This window comes from Candidatus Poribacteria bacterium (assembly GCA_028820845.1).
Lineage (GTDB): Bacteria > Poribacteria > WGA-4E > WGA-4E > WGA-3G > WGA-3G.
In genome coordinates this window covers 53495-75900 of record JAPPII010000037.1, presented here as the reverse complement: position 1 = coordinate 75900, position 22406 = coordinate 53495, and the positions used below count along the sequence as shown (strand labels likewise).

Here is a 22406-nt window from a genome sequence, read left to right as displayed (position 1 = left end):
CTCCTATTATTCAAAGATAATTTTGTGTCCGGATGCGATTGCTTTTCGTAAGTTGTTTAGCGTCTGTTGGTTCTGTTTATTCGGGAAAAGATGATAGTGTGCTTCAAGATAGACGGTATATTCTTCAAGTGTTGGAGGTATACCTTGCGCTGCCTTTAGTTCATACTCACCAATGGCTTGAACCTCGGGAGTATCTCCGAATTGTTTGATGAGCTGAGCATAAAGATATTCAGCGCGCAACTCAGGATCTTTCGTTTTGTACCAGTCTCGGTGCGGATAGGTATCATCATCAGTTTCGATAGTTCCGTGCTCCGGCAGGGTCTGTTCCCAAGGATCCACTTTGGGTGATGAACTATCAAATACACCATCGTCTTGCCAGTCATACTCACTCCCGTTGATTGTCGTTTTCTGTGCTTGAAAGTATGGTGCAGTCTCATGGAGATGCTCGTGGCCGTGGGCATAGATGGGCGGCGTGGCCATGGTTGTTTCCTCCATGTTTGGTTTTGGCAGACTCTGTTTCGGGTCTGGTATTACTGCCTTATAGACTTTTATCGGTTCTTGGATTTCAGTTTTTGACTGTAGAAAGAAGGCAATGCTGCCGATACATACAACGATAACTGCAGAACAAGTCCAGTGCCATTTTCGTTTGAACATTAGAAAACTCCTTGTGGAAAGTTAACCGAAAAGTTTCATACCAATTGCGTCTGTATAACATAACATATAGCAATTATCGTGCCAATTTGAGAAACCTATACGGTCACGGCATCCGGCTATTTTCTTACCCTACAAATTTTGGAATATATCCCACTCAACTGCTTCGCGAAGCTTTACGTCCGCAATATTGCGCTTGACACGTTCTAAAAATGTGTTAGTATAGAGAGCACGAAACTTTCGAAATGCCTTGTTTATTTTTTATCGGGATACACGGTCTTCTAACAGGAAACCATGGTGCAGTCTTGTGAGTACCTCGATACACTATGGATGATCAAGAAGTATGACGGAGGTAGGTAGGATGCCTATGATAGGGAAAGATTCAGCAAAGCGTGATAGCGGAACAACTGAGATGGAAAGCAGCCCAACGCGTTCTACATTACACGGGGATTATACGAACATCCTCGGCAAAAGCCCAGAGATTATTGAGGTCCTTGAAAAAATAGAGAGTGTTGCAAGGGCGAATGCGACAGTGCTTATCCAAGGAGAGACCGGCACAGGAAAAGAGTTGGTAGCATACGCCTTACACCGAAACAGTCCGCGTTCAGCAGAGGAGATAGTGGTCGTCAATTGCCCAGCAATACCGGAAAACCTATTGGAGAGTGAACTCTTTGGGCATGAAGAGGGGGCATTTACCGGTGCCACGAAGCAAAAAATCGGTAGGTTTGAAAAGGCTCACCGAAGCACGTTGTTTCTTGATGAAATCGGGGAGATGCCTCTGTCTCTTCAACCGAAGCTGTTACGAGCACTTCAGGAACGGAAAATTGAACGTATTGGCCGGACGAAGCCTATTCCAGTGGATTTTCGAGTTGTCGCAGCCACCAACCGCGATCTTCAGCAAGCGGTTAAAGATGGCACCTTGCGCGAAGACCTCTATTATCGATTGCGGGTCGTTTCGTTATCGCTGCCGCCATTGAGAGAACGGCGGGGAGACATTCGCTTGTTGGCAGTGCACTTCGTCCAAAAACACTGTCAGTATCGAGGGAACACCCCACTTACAATAGCATCAAGGACCCTGGATTTCCTCTACACCTATCCCTGGCCTGGGAATGTCCGCGAATTGGAAAATGCCATTTTTCATGCCTGCGTTTTCGTTGAGGGGGAGGTTATCTTGCCGGAACACCTACCCAGGGAGATTCAGGTATCCGCTGGACATAGGCTGTGTTCAAATGGGGAGAGGTCTGGCTCTAAAAGGGCAGGTATAATCAGTATCCCCCTCGGCACAAAGTGGAAGGACGCGGAGAAGGCATTCATTTTGCGAACTTTAGCTTACTTGGATGGAAATCGGACGCAAACGGCCAAGGTTTTGGGGATCAGTTTGAGTTCTTTGTATAACAAATTAAACGGTTACGCAGCGGAACCGAAATTATAGGCAAAGGGGCTCATAAGTCCTATAAGTAGAGCGTCAGTTTGTTCCGCTATACTCCTATGACGGTATTTCTCGAACCTCTTCGCGATCTCAAAAATCGCTTGACGAAAACCTGCAAACACCTATAATAGACATCAGAACCTGATCGAACCTTAAGGAGGTCATCCCTCAGTGTCTTTAAAGCAACGTATTCATAGTAAAGAAGCCATTAACATCGCCTCTGGTGTCCCTTTCGGTTGCACCCGAGACGAGATGGCAGCCGTTCTCAGTCAAGGCAACTACGATTTAGTCAGTGTTGACCATCAACATGGACCCGCAAATGAAGACAAACTCGTCGAATATTGTGCCATGGCGAGCGAATTTGATGTCGGTGTCCAACTGCGCATCAAGCATACCCGCCACACCTATCTCATAGGCAATCTTTTAGATCTCGGTCCCCTTGCCATTGTCGTGCCACAAGTGGAAACGGTAGAGACGGTGGACGAAGCAATTGATTTCTTCTACTATGCCCAGACGGGAAAACGGAGTTGGGGGCCCAGCAGTGCTTACGGCATAAAACAGGGCATGGACCGCCTTGAATACGCCGAGTGGTGGAACAACACCGGTATCCTAATCTTACAAATTGAGTCTGTGGATGCCGTGATTAACGTCAGCAAGTTCGCCAAGCCCGGCGTAGATATGGTAACCTTTGGCGAAAATGACCTTAATTTCAGTATAGAGTCGTATCCCAGTTCACCTTTCCAGAACCTTCAAGAGTGCATCGCCCACGTACAAACCCAGTTAGCAGATACGCACGTCAAGGTTGGCGCGGGGCATACGCCATCAGGACGGTTGTAAGACTGGACGGTCAATTCTCTGTAGGAGGGGTTTCCAACTCCGATTGTACAAATCTCAGTCGTCCCTCGCTAATAAGGAGCGTCAGAATGTCAAAACGGATTAGAATTGGACTTATCGGGTGCGGTATGATAGCCGGCTCACATATCAACGGGTACCTCGCACATCCACAGCACGCCGAACTCGTTGCCGTCTGCGATACAGTGGAGGCCAATGTGAAACGGAGAGCGGCAGATTTTCTCTCCGTTGCAACATCAGGCGCAGAATCCGCAACCGCCGAGGCAGAAAAGGCGGAAACCGCAGAAGCGCGCGAGCAGTTGAACGCAGATGCTGCGCTTTTATCGGAATATGCCGACAACGGTGTTAAAATCTTTAACGACTACAACGAGATGATAAAGCAATGTGATTTAGATGCCGTCAGCCTTGCATTACCGCCGTTTGTCCACGAGGCTGCAACAGCCACGGCTGCGAAAGCAGGACTGCACGTTTTCTGTGAAAAGCCGATGGCGCGTACGGCAACAGAGGCACGCAATATGCGGGATGCCTGTGATGCCGCTGGCGTTAAACTCGCATACCAGAGCGGCGGCACATGCCTTGATCCAACAAGTTATGCTATTCGCGACGCCGTCACCTCTGGAAAAATTGGGGATGTCTACTACGGCAGACTTACAAGTTTCCGGGTTCGCGGCAGACCGAATATAGATATGTTCGGTTTCGGTAGGTGGTTCCTTAATTCTGCTTTCAGCGGCGGAGGGACGATATACGACACCGGGGTCTACGACATTAACCGTTCTCTTTATCTGCTCGGTTCTCCACAACCCGCCACTATCAGTGGTATCGCCTATCGCGGGATGCTTCCTGAATATACAGGCGAAGAGATTAACGATGTCGAGGAACACGCCTCTGTCTTTGTACGATTCACTAACGGTATGTCTTTTACTTTTGAACACGGTTGGGCAGGTAATCTGGCAGAGCATCCACAAGGCATTTTCATCTTCGGATCTAAAGGTTCGTTTAGCAACAATAAACTCTTTCTTGAGAAGGGGAAATGGGATACCGATGATCAGGGCAATCGCCGACGTTACCAAGGGAATCTCGTTGAAACATCATTAGAACTGCCAGAGAGATCCTTCCCCGATAAGTTCCGTGATTTCCTTGATGCCTGTAACAGCGATGCCCAACCTGTCAGCAATGGCGATATCGGCTTGAATGTTACAGAGATTATGAGCGGCTCGCTCTTATCCGCAAAACTCGGTCGCGAAATCACTGTCGAGGAGCTTTATGAAATAGAAGCACTCCGCACTGAACCGACACCCGGTTGGCCGATTCCATAACCCAATTTTAGTCAATTTAAGGTTGACAGATTCTCTCTCATCAGATATGCTTTAATATGTCGTCAGGTTTCACGATTAAAATAAAATACAAGTGAAAATGTTACCCTGAACAGACATGAAATGGAGGATTGAATTTGAAAAATTTTGAGTTTCATGAACCTACCACCCTCGCCGAAGCATCGCGTCTGTTTACACAGGAACATGCACAACTCCTTGCAGGCGGGACGGATATTATTATCGGGATGAAGGCACTCACCGAAGCACCACAATCCGTGATTAGCCTGCAGAAAATTCCCGGATTGGCTGGCATCAGTGCTGAAGCCGACGGCAGCATTAGCGTCGGCGCGATGGCAAAAGTGCGAGAGGTTGAGTTGTCCCCAGATATTCAACAACACCACACCGCGCTGGCAGAAGGTGCCGCAGAAATCGGCTCTATCCAAATCCGAAACCTCGCAACGATCGGTGGAAACATCGCACACGCCTCTCCCGCAGCAGACACTGTTGCTGGCTTACTCGTTGCTGACGCACAGGTTGACATTGCGGGTGAAAATGGCAATCGGACTGTGCCGATCAATGAACTCTTCACAGGACCCGGACAGACTGTCTTGGCACCCGGCGAAATCATCACCCGCTTTCGGCTACCGAGTCCGACATCGGGTTCCCACTATATCAAACATAAAATTCGGGAAGTGATGGACCTGGCGTTTATCGGTGTTGCTGCTTCTGTCAACCTTGATAATGGGGTCATTACAAGTGCTCGAATTGGACTCGCAGCCGTGGCACCTACGCCAATTCGCGCAACTGAAGCAGAGAATCTGTTGGCGGGAAATGAACCTACGGCAGAACTGCTGACACAAGCCGGTGAAGCCGCAGCTGCTGCAGCCAGCCCGATATCGGATTTACGCTGCTCCGCGGAACATCGCAGAGAGATGGTTGATGTACTCACACGGCGCACGCTACAAGAGGCTGTCGCAAGGGGATAAGTCCCAAAATTTGTTTGAAAAATCACTGAGGCACAAGTAATTCCGCCTCGCTTTGGACTAAGGAATCATGAATTTGCATAAAGGAGACCAAATATGGCAAAACACCATGTCAACCTGAAGGTTAACGGTGACGAACACGATTTACTCATTGAGCCGCGTAAAACCTTGCTGGCGGTACTTCGCGATACCGTCGGCTTGACAGGAACGAAAGAGGGATGCAGCACTGGAGACTGCGGTGCCTGCACCGTTATTGTTGATGGCAAGGCTGTTACATCTTGTATGGTGCTCGCTGTCACTGCTTCTGGAAAAGAGATTACCACTATTGAGGGATTAGCCAGTGATGGTGAACTCCATCCCGTTCAACAGGCGTTTATTAACACCGGTGGGTATCAATGTGGCTTCTGCACACCCGGTTTTATTATGGCATCGAAGGCACTTATTGATGAAAATCCAGACCGCAGCGAAGAGGAATTCAGGCACGCCCTCGGCGGGAATATCTGTCGCTGCACGGGATACACAAAAATTCTTGAAGCGGTCTTGAAAGCCGCAGAAGAGGTCCGCACGACCGCTTAACCAACAACTAACAGCCAACAACTATGGGGGATCCTAAAAATAAATACACACTTTCGCCCCGGGCCCGGTAGGTGCGGTTTCTAACCGCACCGGTGCAGAGTGTCCAATTAATTCTAAGATCTACCATAATAACGAATAAGAAAGGAGAATTAGATGTCAAAACATACTGTCGTTGGACAAACAGTGGCACGCGTTGATGCCGTCGAAAAAGTGACGGGTGCCGCCCAATACGGCGCAGATGTGCATCCGCCGGGGATGCTCTACGGGAAAATCGTCCGTAGCAAACATGCGCACGCGAATATACGTGGTATTGACACCACCGAAGCCGAAAAACTCCCAGGAGTTAAGGCGATTATTACGCAAGACGATGTGCCGAGTGGTCGTAGAGTTTTCGCAACTGATAAAGTGTTGTATCTCGGTGAACCTCTCGCTGCTGTCGCTGCAACGGATCCTGATATTGCTGAGGAAGCCGCTGAACTCATTAAGATTGACTATGAAGTGCTACCCGTTGTTCAGGACGTTATGGAAGCAATTCAACCCTCGGCGCCACGCCTGCACGGCGATGACACAAAGGATGGACCCAACCGACGGGAGATTGCCACACAAATCCGAAGACTTTCTCGTGATAAAGAGAACGACCACAGCGACGAAATCAGTAAACTTGAGTCGGAATTAGACAACTATCCGGATGAGGTCTACTACAACATTTCTGCTGAAAGCCATTCCGAGGCTGGCGATATTGAAAAAGGGTTTGCTGAATCCGATGTCGTTGTTGAAGATACTTATGTGATTCCGCGTGTCCATCAGACCTACATGGAACCGCATGTCTCCGTCGCGAGTGCTGATTCGTCTGGTAAAATCACCGTCTGGGCATCGACCCAAGGCCCCTTCGCCATCCGTTCCGGTATTGCCGGAACGTTGGGCATTCCGTTGACACAGATTAACGTCATCGGAACAACAATGGGCGGCGGTTTTGGTGGACGTTTCGGGGTTATCATTACGCACGTCCCAGCCGTATTGCTTTCACAAAAAACCGGGCGTCCGGTTCGTGTGCAGATGACACGTGAAGAGGAATTCACGGATGGCAGACCGGCACCCGGTTGTGTTATCAAACTGAAAACGGGGGCAACCAAGGACGGACATATCGTCGCACGGCAGGCACTCGCTTTTTGGGATTCCGGATCCGTCTCTGGGGCATCTATCGGTAGCACAATCCGCGTCCGTGGGGTCTACAAGATTCCCAATCTCAAGGTAGACGCTTACGGTGTTCACACCAACAAATCGGGTACCGCTGCGTACAGGGCACCCGGCGCACCACAAGCCATTTTTGCTGGTGAATCCCAACTCGACGAAATTGCTGAACGCATCGGTATGGATCCCGTGGAATTCCGTCTGATGAACATGCGCGAAGAAGGGGATCCCGTTCCAGCAGGTGCAAGTGAACCGAAAGTCGGTTACAAAGAGACTTTACAAGCTGTTGCTGATGCCGCCGGATGGTGGAATCGGGAAGCCAGTGAGAACCAGGGTTGGGGCGTTGCTGTTGGGGATTGGACGAATGGATGTGGACCCGGCGGGGTCTATGTCTCTGTTCACGAGGACGGAAGTGTCCGTATCTTCCACGGCTCTATGGACATCACGGGAACAGATACGGCGATTTCACAGATTATCGCTGAAATCCTGACTGTGCCTTATGAGAGCGTCACAATTCGGCGCGGTGATACGGATTCCGCACCCTATTCAACGGGTTCAGGTGGAAGTGTTGTCACCTTCACGATGGGGAACACTGCCAAATTAGCCGCTGAAGATGCGCACCAGCGCGTTCTCGAACTCGCATCGGAACGGCTCAACATGAATGTTGACAACCTCGAACTCAGAGATGGTGCTGTTCATGTTGTGAGTGCCGATCCGCCGAAGTCTATCTCGTTGGGTGAACTCGCTGCGTATAGCCTCTCCACAACGGGTGGTCCCATCGTCGGAAAAGGCTCCTTTGCACGCCAACCCAGCACACCCGCACTCGCTGCGCAGATTGCCAAAGTTGAGGTAGATCCCGATACCGGTAGAACCCGAGTTCTCAAGCTTGTCGCTTCGCAGGATGTCGGTTTCGCTATCAATCCGATGGCTGTTGAAGGACAAATTGAGGGCGGAACGGTACAGGGTTACGCATGGGCAATGATGGAAGAGATGCAGTATGGCGATGACGGCAATATTAATCCGGGTTTCGTCGATTACCGCGTCCCGACCTCGGCAGACCTCCCGACAGTGGAATCTGTTATTGTTGAAGTGCCTGCACCCAACGGTCCTTATGGTGCCAAAGGTGTGGGTGAACCGCCAATCACGCCGACGTTGGCAACAATGGCAAATGCCGTCAAAGATGCGGTCGGTGTACGGATTACCGAATTGCCAATCAAACCTGAGAGGGTGATTGAGGCGTTAAAAAGCAATGGACACTAATCCTGTGTCTGTTTTGAGAGGGATCAAAGTTAGCATAATCTTCGGTGTCAAACCCCCGTCCTTTAGGGCGGGGATGTAGACACCGCCTATAGTTGTGTCAAGAAAAAACTTGACAAACAAGATGGAAATATTGTATAATTAACATATCAGGTTAGCGGACATACAGAGCATAGCCGCAAGGTTATGTGTCCGCTTCCCACTCTGTAGGGGATAAACACCTGATACCTGATAATCCATGAGAAAATCCTATAAATACAAACTTCAGTCTCAATCGAACGTTATCAAGATAGGCAATATGCTTGACGATATGTGGCGGATCCATGTGCATATCCTGCGTTTGTCTCGTCGGTATCACCGCATATTCGGCAAGAACCTGTCTGTCTACCGGATAAAAGCACACGTTACCAAGCTCAAAAAACGGACGCAACCGCATTGGGCAGACTTGCCGAGTCAAGTTGTCCAAGACGTTGTATTGCGTTATGGCAAGTCTCAAGACGCTTTTCTTGAAAATATCAAAGACCGCAAAGCAGGCAAAACCAAACGTAAAGTCGGTAGACCGAAAATCAAACCGCGTGAGAAATACAACTCTATGACCTTCACACAAGCGGGTTACAGACTTGAAGACAATCGTATCAAAATCAACTGTATAGGGACGTGGTTTTCTTTCCACAAACACCGCGAAATAATAGGAACTCTCAAGACGATCACACTCAAACGCGACAGGTGCGGCGACTATTGGATATGCTTTTCGTGCGATGCTGTTGAGGATTCCGAACGCAAACCCATGACGGGTAAGAGTGCAGGGTTTGATTACGGAAACAAAACCTTCCTCACCAGCGACGCAGGTGATAAAATAGCATCTCCGCAGTTTCTCAAACAATCGCTGAAGATGTTGCGTTCTCTGAACAAGGCACTTTCGCGTAAAGTCAAAGGTTCGGGCAATTGGTATCGTGCGTGTCGTGCTTTGGCAAGGCAGCATCGAAAAGTTAGCAGACAACGTTTGGATTGGCAATGGAAACTTGCTACCGAACTTTGCACAGAGTTTGACGTGCTTTGCTTTGAGACGCTGAACCTTGAGGGTATGAAACGGCTTTGGGGACGCAAGGTCTCTGATCATGCCTTCTACCAGTTTCTTGAAATACTGAAAAAGAAGTGCGCAAAGCACGATAAAACCTTGGTGCAAATCAGTCGGTGGACGGCTACAACGAAACCTATCAGTGATTGTGGATACCATAACAAAGCACTCTCTCTTTCAGATAGGCAGTGGATATGTCCTGAATGTGGGTCTCACCATGATAGAGACGTAAACGCTGCTATGAATATCAAACGGGCAGGTTTGGCTGCCTAAAGTGGAGCAGACGTAAGACGACTTTTCTCTTAGAGAAAAACGCAGTTTGCGAGGAAACACAAGCCCCACGCTTTAGCGTGTGGGTACCTATGACAGAGGGCTGTTTTGGCAGATTAGTCCACTTTCTGTTAGAGTTTGTCAGGAAAATCTTAACTGAAAATCTGCCTGAAACGAAGTAGAGGGGTTTTTGCGAATCAACACGGAATGCGCGTAAGTCAACGGTATGAATGCCGTGTGGCATTCCCCGGGCATTCCGTGGGGTGTTTCTTTACCCCAGGAGCCATAAATTAAAAAATGTTTGGTGAAATTAGAAACGAACACGGTGAACGCCTCGATTATACCTTTCACAAAGGCGCGGGCAACAGAGTTGTCGTGATTGGACATGGGGTCACCGGCAATAAAGATCGACCCGCCCTTATCGCTTTAGCAGAAGGTCTCGCGGCTGCGGGTATCTCTGCATTGCGTTTTTCTTTTTCTGGCAACGGAGAATCAGAAGGCGCATTTACGGATTCCACTATCACAAAAGAGGTGGCAGACCTCGGTAGCGTTATTGACGCGCTTGAGGGATATAATGTCTGCTACGTCGGACATAGCATGGGGGGTGCTGTCGGCGTGCTACGAATTGCCACTGATGAACGCATCCGAGCCTTAGTCTCGCTTGCCGGGATGGTGCATACCAAAGCGTTTGCGGAACGTGAATTCGGCGATGCCACCCCCAATGAAGGTTTTATGTGGGACGAACCCGACTGTCCGCTCTCACAAGCCTATATAGATGACATGACAACGATTGATAGCGTCGCAAAACGCGCAAGTGACTTTGACGTGCCATGGCTACTCGTTCACGGCACAGAAGACGATATCGTGCCAATCGAAGATAGCCACGACATCCTTCAGCACGCCAACGAACAAACGGATCTCCTTGAGCTCCCCGGCGTAGACCACGTCTTTTCTGACGATGGCACGGCGATTATGGTCGAAAAAGTTGTGGCGTGGATCAATGAGAACTTATAGGAGACGTTTCCCCTAAAAATGAGTCAAGCGCACTTGGGATATGATAGCAGAGTGAATTTGGGCAGCTACTATACTCCCGCTGAAATTGTAAATGTAGCGTGGGAGACAATCGCGCCTTATGTGCATTCACAAACAACTGTCATTGATACCGCGTGTGGATACGGGGATTTTCTGAGAAATTGTGGGCAGGCTACCACAATCGGTTCTGATATTGACGAAACCGCAATTGAAGTCGCAAGAGAGAACAATAAGAAGGTTCGGTTCCTTCAAACGAACGCTCTATCCAATGTATCAAGGGTAAAATTCGGTATCCCTGAGCAATCCCACTTGATAGTCGTTGGGAACCCACCCTATAATGATAGAACGTCTCTGATTCGACACAGTATCAAGAGTGTCAATTTTGATATTGATGAAGATATAGCAAGCCGCGACTTAGGCATATCATTTCTCCGTTCCTACAATAAACTTGAAGCAGACCTTATTTGTGTCTTGCATCCACTGTCTTATTTAATTAAGCCTACCAATTTTAGACTGCTGAAGGAATTCACTGCAAATTACAAATTAATAGACGGTCTACTCATCAGCAGTGGCGAATTTCCTGAGTCAACGAAACACACGCCTTTCCCAATTGTCCTTGCGCTTTACCAGAGAGACGCGCAAGGGATGACATACAGTTTTATCCGTTCTTTTCGTTTCCGTGTAACGGGTAAAAATGGTTTTTGCCTTGATGAGTTTGATTATATTACAAGTTATCTTGATAAATATCCAAAAAAAAAGAATCAACCGAGATATAATGATTCTCTATTTTTTTGGACAATGCGAGACATCAACGCGCTAAAAAGAAATCGGACTTTTATTGAAAGTTATAGCGCAAATACAATTGTCCTTGACAAGCGAAAATTAGATTACTATGTCTATGTAGATGTGTTCAAACGGAATCTGCATAGACTCCCTTTCTATTTCGGGAATTGTGATGTGCTTATAGATAACGACCTATTCAGACAATATAAGCCTTTTTTTATCAGTGATGCTATTAGACATCATCCTTATCTGAAAAAGCATTTTCAGATAAAACCGATAGAGAAGCAACAGGTAGCGTCTGAATTAGATACCTATTTCAAATTGTTGTTAGGTGAACATCAGATTTGATTAGTCGCAGATCTTGGAGGATTTAAATTATGTCAGCACCTCGACTCTCAGTCTCAACATGGAGTTTGCATCGACAGCTCGGGAAACCCGGATTTACCGGACCCGGACACGATATGCAGATCCCCGTCGAAACTCACAATAAAGGACCCATTTCGCTTCTTGAACTCCCCGCACGCATTGCCGAATTCGGCATTCACACCTTAGAGATTTGTCACTTCCATCTCCCATCTGTTGAGAAGTCTTACCTCTCCGAACTCCGCACCGCACTCGCAGATGCGGACGTAGAACTTTTCTCTCTGCTAATTGACGATGGGGACATCACCCATGCATCGGAGGCGGAACGCGATATCGCGTGGATTGAAAAATGGATTGACATTGCCGGTGAACTCGGTGCAAGCTGTGCACGTGTCATCGGCGGAAAAGCAGAACCCTCTGAAGAAACACTTGCACAGAGCCGTGATGTTCTCAGTCAACTCACCAAACGCGCCGACACCGCAGGCATCCGATTGATGAGCGAAAACTGGTTCTCTATTTTCTCGACGCCTGAAAATGTTAACACCATTTTAGGCGGGTTAGACAACAAAGTGGGACTCTGTCTCGACTTTGGTAACTGGCGCGGTGATACAAAATACGAAAACCTCGCTGCAATCGCGCCGCGGGCAGAATCGTGTCACACGAAAGCACATTTCGCAGCACCACGAGAGATGGACAAGGAAGATTACGTGCAATGCCTCGAACTCACCCAGAAAGCCGGTTTTGCCGGACCGCATACCTTAATCTACGACGGACCTGGTGACGATGAATGGGAAGGCTTGGCACTGGAACGTGAGGTCGTCAACCCATACCTCAACTAAGATTTGGAGGATCTAAAGATGGCTTCTAACGCTGTTACCACGATTACCCAGATGATGGAGGCACTACCTGAAACGTTACAAGATCAGGTTGTAGAACATTTGCGTGAGTATATTGCGGAGTTGCAGGACGAACTTCGTTGGGAAATTTCCTTCAACAATACGCAAGACCAACTTATTGAGGCTGCCCGCCGTGCTAAAAAGGAAATTGCTGCAGGAAAAGCTGAACCAATGGATTTGGATCGGTTATGAAATCGGTAACACTGCCTTCGTTCTGGCGAGCTTATCAAACTCTTGATGAAACACTCAGAAGTCAAACCAAGAAGGCTTATCGCTTATGGATTTCTAACCCTTTTCACAGATCTTTACGTTTCAAATGTATTAATAACAGAGAAAATATTTGGTCTGTAAGGATCACTCAGGGTTATCGGGCAGTTGGCATCCTAAATGATGATACGGTAACATGGTTCTGGATAGGGCACCATGATGATTATGAACGCTTTTTTGGATGATGTTAACCTATTCAATGACAATCACAAAACCGGAAATTTTCCGATTTGTGTTTTCCAAAAAACGCAAATAAAAGGAGCGGGCAATGAATAGCGATTTTATTTCAATCATGACAGACCGCATTGTACGTGAGTTTGACCCACTCCAGATTATCCTCTTCGGTTCACAAGCACGGGGCGACGCAGATCGGGGTAGCGACATAGATCTCCTCGTGGTTTTCGCAGAACTCACGGATAAACGGAAAACCGCCATTGACATTGGGCGTGCGCTCTCTGATGTGCCTGTGGCAAAGGACATCCTTGTATCAACGCCCGAAGAGTTGGCACGCAGCCGCACGCGGATCGGATCGGTGCTGCGGTATGCTCAACAAGAGGGTAAAATCCTATGGAAGAATTTGAATGCAGCCGCACGCGGATCGGATCAGTGTTGCGGCGTATCCAACGCGGAGGTAAAGTCTTCTATGCAAACAGCCGATAGACTCGCAGACACCGCCCGCTGGCTCCGCCATGCAGAAGAAGACTTGATAACTGCTGAAACCCTTTTAAGGCAATTACACGTACCGCCTCGCCAATCCTGTTGGCACGCGCAACAAGCTGCTGAAAAGGCGTTAAAAGCAGCATTAATTTTCTTACAGATCGATTTTCGGAGAACACATAATTTGAATGTTCTACGGGATTTGTTGCCTGAGAGTTGGCAACTCAAAACCACGCATCCAGACCTCTCGGATTTGACCCGATGGGCAGTTGAAGCCCGTTATCCAGAGGACATACAAGGAGCCACCAAAGCAGAGGCGACCGAGGCTGTTGAACAAGCACGATCCATCTGGACATCTGTATCTACCGCGCTCGCAGAACACGGTTATCATATAGAGAAAGACCTATGATTTCTTAACCTTAGAGATAAAGATATGTTTTCATTATCACACACACAAAACAGTTTAACAGTTGCTTGGGACGGACAACACGTCCTCGGTTATAACTTCCCAGAAGACGGCAACCGTCCGTTCTGCCACCCCTTAAACCTGCCCGGCGCGCCACCGCTCACAATGAACGAACCCGGCGACCACGTACATCACCAAGGGCTATGGGTCGCGTGGAAAAAGGTGAACGAAGTCAACTTTTGGGAACAACCGGGACCCGGTAGCGATCCAACTGGATTCGGCAAAATCGTCCATCAGCGGATTGTTGCACAGAGCGCGGATGCCGAGAGCGCGAGTCTAACAACAGAAAACGCATGGATAGATTGGCAAGGCACAACACATCTAACAGAGCGGCGACAGATAACCGTCTATCCACCGACAACGGATACAATGCGGATATCTGTGTCCTTAACGCTTCAACCGAACCAACGTGAAGTCGTCTTAGATTTACGACGCGGTGAACCCGGTGCAGACGGCAGATTCTACAGCGGCATGGCAATCCGATTCGATAATATCATCACACCCGGTAAATTGTTGGATGCCGATGGGCGTACCGAACCGATGGACATCTTCGGCAAACAGAGCCGTTGGTGCAGTTTCACTTCCCAACATCCCAGTGACAACGAAACCTACGGCGTTGCCATCGTCGATCATCCCGATAATCCACGTTATCCAACGACGTGGTGGGTCCGCAACCATGAGAACTACTGCTTAATCCATCCCTCGCTCGTTTACTACGAACCGCTTCACCTCGCCTCGGACGAAACCTTGAAACTACAGTATAATGTCGTCCTCTATCGCGGTCAACCCGACGCGGCATTATTTGCGTAGGTTATTGTTGTAGCATAACCTTTTAGGTTGTGCGTATGTTTATTGCTTGACCCTTGCATTTTTGCCCGTTTATATGATAGTCTATTTGAAACCATTCACGGAGCACTGCAAAGCATATTGCACGATGTGTCTGCCATCTTCCTACCTTCACAGACAACTAAAAAAACTGGAACTGGGAAAGCCAGACAGGAATGATAAGAAAGAATCAGAACTTTTTCACGGAAAGTCTGGGGATACATACAAATTTAAAGTTTACTCTTTTGCCATATACAGGAGAGGTAACCATGGAAGTTAAGTTTGAGGAGAAATTTAAAGAAGTTTTGATAAAAGAATCAAAAGGCTTTGACATAGATTGGCCATTAGTGGACATCAAATCTATATGCTATCAGTCCACACTACTGACTGACCTCCCTATGACGCTTGATAAATACAAGGTGAGAATGAGGGTGGTAGAAACTGAAATTCCTGATATGGATAATATAGATGATTGGTTCAGATCTCATAAGTTCATATATGCCATGATGTCCAAAAGTGTTAAGACTAAATTTGAAAAGACTGATATGATGACTCTTGATCTTGGAACTATTGAATCTATAGCCATGAAAACCCGTGATGCATTCAAAGATTTTCATGGCAGTAGAGACTGACACATTATTTCTATAAGAGAACACCTTTTAAGTATGAACACGAAGTACGTGCGATCATTGATGTTGAACCATTTTTACATGATGATCCTTATGAATTCGGCAAATCTTTTGAAATCAATGTTAAAACGCTGATTGATGAAAATAGTGAAGTAATTGTATCACCACACGCTGAAAAATGGGTTGCAGGCACGCTTAAATTGATAGTTAAGAGGTATGGATTCCAATTTCCTGTCAACCAATCAAAACTTTTGGATCCACCAGATTAAATTGGTACAGTCGCATCGGTGCGAATTATGAGAATCTAAACCTTTAATGCAAAAAATGAGGTATGAACTCAACTTTACAAATAGCCTTAAAACTGTCCCAAACCCATCAAGGCGAGACTTCCTTGCCAAGATAGGCAAAGGCGCATTACTCGCCAGTTTAGGAATGTTCGGCGCAGGCTGCCAAGCCGTCGATCAAGGACTACTGGGCAGAGGGCTCATGCCCGTTGCCCTGTTAGATGCCCAAGAAGCAGGACTCCCAAAACCCGGCATGCTCGTCCATTCCGAAAACCCTTTTAACGGTGAGTTTGCCCCACACCTACTCAACGACGACGTTACCCCCACTGACCGACACTTCGTCCGTAATAACAGTGGGGTACCAGAACGAGCCGTAAAAAAAGATCTCCATGGCTGGAAACTGATCATAGACGGCGAAGTCCATAAAGCACTTGCGCTGTCAATGGACGACTTATTGAATTTTCCGCAGGTCACCATGGAAGTGGTGTTAGAATGCGCAGGCAACGGGAGAAGCCTGTTCTCGCCAGAGGTCAGCGGTACACCTTGGCAACGCGGTGCCGTCGCCTGTAGTGAATGGACGGGTGTCCGTTTACGCGATGTCTTGCAAGCCGCCGGTTTAAAGCCGAGTGCCATCTATACCGGAAACTACGGGGAAGATGTCCCCGATGACGGCAGTGAGCCTTTCTCACGTGGAATTCCGATTGAAAAAGCGATGGACGAGCACACGCTCATCGCACTTAAAATAAATGGAGAGGTGTTGCCCGCAGCACACGGGTTTCCAGCGAGGTTAATCGTTCCCGGATGGATCGGTAGTGCGATGCAAAAATGGCTCAACCGTATTTGGGTAAGGGATACGGTTCACGATTCCGAGAAAATGAGTGGATATGCCTATCGCATTCCGACTTACCCGATAGCACCCGGAGATACACCACCGGTCGAGGATATGCAGATTGCGACAGCATGGCAGGTTAAATCCCTCATCACCCGGCCCGAACCCTATCTTGAACGCAGCGAAGGTATGCCTATAAAGGTCCGTGGACACGCCTGGGCAGGAGAAAATCAAATTGAGAAAGTGCTTATCTCCACAGACTTCGGTATCCAGTGGCAAGAAACGGAGTTGATTCCGCCGTCAAACAGATACGCATGGTCCCATTGGGAGACCGAACTCACCTTTGCAAACAGAGGCTATTATGAAATCTGGGCACGCGCTTATGATGATACAGGTGCCGCACAGCCCTTCACACAACCGTGGAATCCGAAAGGCTACCTTGGAAACGTCATTCACAGGGTGCCTATCTCAATATAATAAATCCGAAAAATATGTCAGGGTCATTCAGTAATGTATAGGTAATTATGGGATTTACTATAGTCCCCTGAATAGAAAGGACTTAAAAATATGAAACTCGGTGTTATGTCTGACAGCCACGACAATATCCCAAACGTCAAACGCGCTGTCGCATTGTTCAACGAAATCGGCGTAGACCTCGTCGGCCACGCCGGTGATTTTATCGCACCGTTTGCGATTGACCCGTTAGGGGATTTAAACTGCCGCGTCGTCGGTGTTTTTGGAAACAATGACGGCGAACGCGTGGTCGTCGCAAAACGATTTGAAACCATCGGCGGCGAGGTACACCCGAATCTTGCGGAGGTCTCCCTCGGTGACAAAAAAATTGCCGTCATGCACTATCCTGAACTTGCTATCCCAATTGCTAAAAGCGGCGATTACGATATTGTTATCTACGGGCACACCCACCAGATAGATATCCAGAAGGGTCAATCTCTACTCCTCAATCCCGGTGAAACAGGCGGTTGGACGACAGGAAAGGCAACTGTTGCCGTTGTGGATCTCGCAACACTTGAGGCAACGATTCATGAACTATAGAGACAGGTGATGAAATATAGCGACCTATTCACACCACCAGACACAGGGGTAGGAAAACTCAAACAGAAATGCCTGATCTGGTCTGAAAACCACGAACACGCTGTTGCCTCCATAGGCGACGAGATTCACCTACAGGCGAAATGCGTCTGGTTGGAGTTTGAAGGTCTTGATGTCATCTACGCCTACGAAAAGCACTGGAAAACAGACAAGTGGGAGCTCGTTGAAAAAAAGAAAGGGAGCATTCCGTTAGTAAACAACAACCCTTTCAAACCTGAAAGCGAAAGCGTCTTTCCGGTCAATCAGGATTGAGAAACATTGCAGTTGCACTAATCGTCAGCAATACCCGTCGTAATCTCGACCAATTCTCCTTCTGTCACGATTCTTTCAACGTAGAGTGTAAACGTATACGTCTGATGATTCTTGTATTTTTCGAGGTTTGAAGGAAAAAGCCCATCTCCTGCAACATCATCTACAATCCAAAAGGTCACATTTCTATTATCTGTGGCAAGCATCATTGTACCCGAATAAGTCTTTACCAATTCCGGGTCTACACCCGCTTGAATCCCCAGCATCTCATTGAGTCTATCAAGTAAAACAGCCGCTTGAAGGCGCACCGTTTTTCCTGCATACCTTTGATCACCAGCCACGATCTGTTCAAGTGTCGTATCAATGACTTCAATATCAGCCTTGACGGTGTGTTCAGGGACGTCCGCCCAAATAATGAAGAAACGCTCTCCGTATGTGGTTGTGTCTTCGGAGATGTCTTTTATAAGAAGTGTGAAGGTGTAAGTTGTGTGACCCCGAATGCCTGCCAAATCACTCTCCATGTAGTTCAAATAGTAGTGATTGAGCGCAGACGTAGCGTCCGAGTCCCTTATGAAAAAATAAACGTTATGGTGGTGGGTAAATATTTCTAACGTCGCAGGGTCCCCATCAGCACTCGGATGGATTCTGCCAGCAGCGGTAATCGTGACCTGCTGTCCTTTGTATACTGAGTGGGTGCCGTTTATTTCGACATCATTGACAATGTCGGCAAGCGAAATCGGGTTGGCAGTGACGGGTTTTAAACCGAATCTTGCACAACCGCCAAAGACAATGATAGCAAAGCAGACAATTAAGAGTGCAAAAAGTCTCATCACAAAACACCGCAGGTGCTTAAAATCCGGGACCGTATTAATTTTCGCTTGTAGAAGAAAACTCCGATTCCCAACCGCTGACTGCTGACTGCTCGGGGAATGCCATACGGCATTCATACCGTTGATTAGCTGACCGCTAATTTATTCAACGTACCCCAAATCCCGCAACCTGCCTTCCAAAATCTCTGTCTCCTCAGCCGTAGATTCTCGCGCTTGCAAGTGCTGATAGTTGGAATTCATCAGGATGTCGTCGTAAGCGTCCCGGAAACGGTCTGGATCTTCGCAGGTGAGGTCTTCACCGCTCAGCACGTCCCGATACACAAACTCACCCGTCTCCTCATCTTCACGATAGAGATATTCACCGTCTGTGAGTGACCAGAGCCTCACACCTTCCGAATACCTGTTGATTTCTACGTTGTCAACCGTTGTCCGAGAGGTCACGCGATGGTGTGGCATCTCTAAATTGTTTTTACTCAGAAACCCGATGCCGTAGAGACTGTCCAACTCCGACAGAACCAATCGGTTTGCATCAATCTCCGATGGAGAAAGTAAATCTTGCCCATATCCGTGATAATCCACATCAATACCCGCAAGGTTCGTAATCGTTGGAAACAAATCTATCGCTGAAATCGGTGGGTTCGGGAATTCAAGGTCTGACACACCCGGAATATGTGCCAATAGTGGCACGTGTAGCACGTTCTGATTAAGCGTGCCACCGTGATCGGTAATCTCCTTACAGATACCCTCGCCGTGGTCTCCGAAAATAAAGACTGCCCAATCCGAGAGTTGGAGTTGTTTGAGAATTTCAACCAACTTGAATTCCAATATATGCGTCGCAGCGGCGTAGTAAATACGCAACGCCTCATCTATCCTACCGTTATCAACGAGCCACTTAAGACTCGGCGCGCCCGGAATCCCGCTCATGCCGTAGCCACCGTGCGTGTACCAGAAGTGCAGGAAGCAGAATTGTGGCACGTTTGCGGGCTGCTTCAGCTGGCGCATCAAATCTTCAAGCGAACCGAGATGTTGTGCTTCCGCATTCGGGTCAATTGCTGTGATAAACGGTTCAAAGTCGAGGAATCGGAACACCTCTGGACGTTCGGAACGTCCCGTAATATGGTAGCCAGCATCGTCAAATACCTGAAACAGATTTGGAATATCCTCGAACATCTTGAGATAGGTCTGCCCATAAACACCGTGTTCAAACGCATAGAGTCCGGTAAAGTAGGAAGTATGAGATGGACGCGTCGCCGGTGCCGGCACGAAGAACTTTTCAGCAAGCGAAAAGTCCTGCGTCAACAGATCGAACTTCGGGGTGTTAAAGAGCGAGTTCGTCCGACTGAGTGCATCAAACCGCCAACAATCAATTGAGATAAGCAAAAACTTATTGACAGGAGGTGTTGTCATTTTTCCTAATCCATTAGGCGTGTGTTGTATTGTCGTTCGGTGTGCTGATACCCGCCAAACAGGTCGGGTTGAAAAGGCGTAGACGTATAGATATAGACGGCATCGCTATAAGGATCGTAAAGGATAACCTCATCACGTTCGTCGCTACAGACATCCGCAGGGAAGCAGTGATACCACCCCATCTTGCCGCCAGTAGGCGGGGGCAGTTCAGGAAATGTGACGACCTTGTTGCCAGCACTATCGTAGAGCGCAGCGGGACTGTAAATCAATTCAGTGGTTTCCCCACCGCGCCAGCGGATAACCTCTAAGCCTGTATTGTTCGGCGTTTCATCAACGCGAAACCGATTTCTAATCTGTCCATCGTTGTCTACCACCATCAGATCTGGGTGGTGGCCGTTATAGCGAATAACCAAGGCGTTCGCGGATATATCTGACAGCAATTTACCGCATCGGATCTCTTGCCCGTGTGGAACAGTATCAAAACCGAGTGAAAGCAATGGACTCCCTTCAGCATCAACGACCTGTCCACCACCAGAAAGGATAGCGCGCTTAGTGCCATCCCACTCCGAAACTAAGACCGAGTCCATGTTCGCGCCGAAGTAGCGATTCCAGAGCACCGCGCCGTCGGCAGCGATCCCAAAATTACCACCGTTAACTTCATCAAGTCCATCGCCATTAAAATCGCCAACTGCCGGAATATATGCGGAATGCTCTGGATAGCGAAACCACTTATCCGTGTATTGCCAGAGCAGCTCCAGTTTGTGATTAAACGCAAGCACGTCCACGCCGACCTTCACCACGAAATCTTGAGGGCGCGCGTTGCCAGAGAAGTTGGCAATCATCAATCGTTGATGGACATAATTAGGAATATGAAGTTCACCTTCAGCGTACGCATTACACCGGCACAACGCTTCCGGCGCGAGCGTGTGTTTAACAGCACCCGTAGCACCGTCTAAAATCATCAAACGAATTGCCGACAAATCCCACTTACTCACCTCAGAAGCGTCTGGATCTACCCAGAAACAGATAACCTCTGCTTGTCCATCTGCATCAATGTCGTGAATAGCAACAGGACCCGGTCGGTCAGGCGAGAGAGTTGTTAGCGATGTGTCCTTCACATCTGCGTCTCTGATTTCGAGGTGCTTATCACCAAGCGACCAGATAGGTTCACCTTCGAGTGTGAATGCACCGAGGAAACACGGGTGAATGCCGCCGAGCGACTTGTACACCAATAAATCAACGGTCCCATCACTCGTTAAATCGCCGATGCGGATATCGCCACCCCACGTCCTTCCGTCCGTCTCGTTTAGGAACGCTTCTGGAATTGCGACCCGTTTATAAAGATGTGCGGATTGTGACATGTTGGCACCCTACATTATGCCTCATTTTTCAGTCTTCTAAGAAACAAACGCTTTGAAGAGTCCAACGTAGAGCGCAAGCACCTTCTCCGGGTCAGGTCCCGTATACGCACATTCGTTGGAGATGTAACCTGAAAAACCGATCCGATCCAGCCACTGGAACATCTGACGGTAGAGCTCGAAGGTCTCTGGTTCCTCTGCCCGATGTGTGTGCACTGCTGTAATGTGAGACCCTACACGTGAAAAAAGCGGTTCAATACTTCCCGCATCACAACCGACGAATTGCGAGTTGAAGACAAAACCGACGTTTGGAAGATTTACACCTTCTATGACCGACATCGCCGAATCTGGATCTGTGAAAGAGCCGTGCATCTCAATAGAGACAGTGATATCCTTCTCGCCGGCATAGGTCCCCAAAGTTTTCAGTCCCTCTGTGACGTAACCGACAATCGCATCACGGTTCTCTTCGGTATACCGGTCCCCGAGGACTCGAACGTGATCGCAGTCCATGAACTCTGCCATATCAATCACGCGCGTAACGCGCCGGACGGTTTCCTCGCGGTCAGCGGCGTTTTCAGAGTGGAAATTTTGGCAGCTTGTGAGTGAGGAGATAACAACGCCACTCGCATCTACTTGTGCTTTTAACCCGTCCCAGGCTTCTCTTGGCGTATCCCACTCAAAGCCGTGCTTCTGCTCGTAATCCATTAACAATTCGACACCGTGATAGCCGGTAGCCTCCGCGGTGTTAAGTATCCGTCCTAATTCCCATTCTTGGCAGATTTGATAGGTGTTCAATGACCATTTCATTCTTTTAGTTTTCC

The 22406-nt window shown here is 48.2% G+C and carries 23 protein-coding genes; 18 read left to right on the top strand and 5 right to left on the bottom strand.

The genetic code is table 11. The features are described from left to right. Nucleotides 1–6 precede the first annotated feature (6 nt). Nucleotides 7–654 (bottom strand): hypothetical protein, encoded by a 648-nt coding sequence (locus OXN25_09435; GenBank protein MDE0425078.1) that lies wholly within the window; start codon nt 652–654, stop codon nt 7–9. Between the two features lie 358 nt (nt 655–1012). Here OXN25_09435 and OXN25_09430 point away from each other — a divergent pair, with 358 nt between their 5' ends. The 18 genes from OXN25_09430 (at nt 1013) to OXN25_09345 (ending at nt 17993) form a co-directional block, all read left to right on the top strand. Beyond that, complete coding sequence (locus OXN25_09430) at nt 1013–2083, top strand: sigma-54 dependent transcriptional regulator (GenBank protein MDE0425077.1); 1071 nt, start codon at nt 1013–1015, stop codon at nt 2081–2083. Nucleotides 2084–2251: 168 nt separating this feature from the next. Then, nucleotides 2252–2917 carry an aldolase/citrate lyase family protein gene (locus tag OXN25_09425; protein MDE0425076.1) on the top strand — a complete coding sequence of 222 codons (666 nt, stop codon included), beginning with the start codon at nt 2252–2254 and terminating at the stop codon, nt 2915–2917. Nucleotides 2918–3003: 86 nt separating this feature from the next. Next, complete coding sequence (locus OXN25_09420; protein MDE0425075.1) at nt 3004–4248, top strand: Gfo/Idh/MocA family oxidoreductase; 1245 nt, start codon at nt 3004–3006, stop codon at nt 4246–4248. Nucleotides 4249–4382: 134 nt separating this feature from the next. Next, nucleotides 4383–5231, top strand: coding sequence for a xanthine dehydrogenase family protein subunit M (locus OXN25_09415; protein ID MDE0425074.1), 849 nt, complete (start codon nt 4383–4385; stop codon nt 5229–5231). Between the two features lie 93 nt (nt 5232–5324). Continuing rightward, nucleotides 5325–5804 (top strand): (2Fe-2S)-binding protein, encoded by a 480-nt coding sequence (locus OXN25_09410; GenBank protein ID MDE0425073.1) that lies wholly within the window; start codon nt 5325–5327, stop codon nt 5802–5804. Between the two features lie 153 nt (nt 5805–5957). Beyond that, complete coding sequence (locus OXN25_09405) at nt 5958–8255, top strand: xanthine dehydrogenase family protein molybdopterin-binding subunit (protein ID MDE0425072.1); 2298 nt, start codon at nt 5958–5960, stop codon at nt 8253–8255. Between the two features lie 235 nt (nt 8256–8490). After that, entirely contained in the window at nt 8491–9603 is a 1113-nt protein-coding gene (locus OXN25_09400; GenBank protein ID MDE0425071.1) for an RNA-guided endonuclease TnpB family protein, read from the top strand. 294 nt (nt 9604–9897) lie between these two features. Continuing rightward, nucleotides 9898–10614, top strand: a complete 717-nt coding sequence (locus OXN25_09395; protein ID MDE0425070.1) for an alpha/beta fold hydrolase — start codon at nt 9898–9900, stop codon at nt 10612–10614. Between the two features lie 18 nt (nt 10615–10632). Then, nucleotides 10633–11763: an N-6 DNA methylase gene (locus OXN25_09390; protein MDE0425069.1), complete on the top strand. Its 1131-nt coding sequence runs from the start codon at nt 10633–10635 to the stop codon at nt 11761–11763. A 29-nt stretch (nt 11764–11792) separates the two neighbouring features. Beyond that, nucleotides 11793–12617, top strand: a complete 825-nt coding sequence (locus OXN25_09385) for a TIM barrel protein (protein MDE0425068.1) — start codon at nt 11793–11795, stop codon at nt 12615–12617. A gap of 18 nt (nt 12618–12635) precedes the next feature. Then, complete coding sequence (locus OXN25_09380) at nt 12636–12866, top strand: hypothetical protein (GenBank protein ID MDE0425067.1); 231 nt, start codon at nt 12636–12638, stop codon at nt 12864–12866. After that, entirely contained in the window at nt 12863–13126 is a 264-nt protein-coding gene (locus tag OXN25_09375) for a hypothetical protein (GenBank protein MDE0425066.1), read from the top strand. Before OXN25_09380 ends, OXN25_09375 begins: the two co-directional genes overlap by 4 nt. An 83-nt stretch (nt 13127–13209) precedes the next feature. Further along, nucleotides 13210–14007, top strand: a complete 798-nt coding sequence (locus tag OXN25_09370; GenBank protein ID MDE0425065.1) for a HEPN domain-containing protein — start codon at nt 13210–13212, stop codon at nt 14005–14007. 24 nt (nt 14008–14031) lie between these two features. Beyond that, complete coding sequence (locus tag OXN25_09365; protein MDE0425064.1) at nt 14032–14874, top strand: PmoA family protein; 843 nt, start codon at nt 14032–14034, stop codon at nt 14872–14874. Between the two features lie 284 nt (nt 14875–15158). Next, nucleotides 15159–15521, top strand: a complete 363-nt coding sequence (locus tag OXN25_09360; GenBank protein MDE0425063.1) for a hypothetical protein — start codon at nt 15159–15161, stop codon at nt 15519–15521. Between the two features lie 312 nt (nt 15522–15833). After that, nucleotides 15834–17108 (top strand): sulfite oxidase, encoded by a 1275-nt coding sequence (locus OXN25_09355; protein ID MDE0425062.1) that lies wholly within the window; start codon nt 15834–15836, stop codon nt 17106–17108. A gap of 90 nt (nt 17109–17198) precedes the next feature. After that, nucleotides 17199–17684 (top strand): metallophosphoesterase, encoded by a 486-nt coding sequence (locus OXN25_09350; protein MDE0425061.1) that lies wholly within the window; start codon nt 17199–17201, stop codon nt 17682–17684. 9 nt (nt 17685–17693) lie between these two features. Next, nucleotides 17694–17993, top strand: a complete 300-nt coding sequence (locus tag OXN25_09345; GenBank protein MDE0425060.1) for a hypothetical protein — start codon at nt 17694–17696, stop codon at nt 17991–17993. Between the two features lie 17 nt (nt 17994–18010). On the opposite strand, the gene OXN25_09340 is transcribed toward OXN25_09345, so the two are convergent. The 4 genes from OXN25_09340 to OXN25_09325 form a co-directional block, all read right to left on the bottom strand. Beyond that, entirely contained in the window at nt 18011–18820 is an 810-nt protein-coding gene (locus tag OXN25_09340) for a hypothetical protein (GenBank protein MDE0425059.1), read from the bottom strand. 141 nt (nt 18821–18961) lie between these two features. Beyond that, complete coding sequence (locus OXN25_09335) at nt 18962–20227, bottom strand: sulfatase-like hydrolase/transferase (protein MDE0425058.1); 1266 nt, start codon at nt 20225–20227, stop codon at nt 18962–18964. Nucleotides 20228–20232: 5 nt separating this feature from the next. Continuing rightward, the gene (locus OXN25_09330) at nt 20233–21588 is read right to left on the bottom strand and encodes a hypothetical protein (protein ID MDE0425057.1); all 1356 of its coding nucleotides are present in this window, start codon (nt 21586–21588) and stop codon (nt 20233–20235) included. 36 nt (nt 21589–21624) lie between these two features. Then, nucleotides 21625–22392 (bottom strand): sugar phosphate isomerase/epimerase, encoded by a 768-nt coding sequence (locus OXN25_09325; GenBank protein MDE0425056.1) that lies wholly within the window; start codon nt 22390–22392, stop codon nt 21625–21627. Nucleotides 22393–22406: the final 14 nt, after the last annotated feature.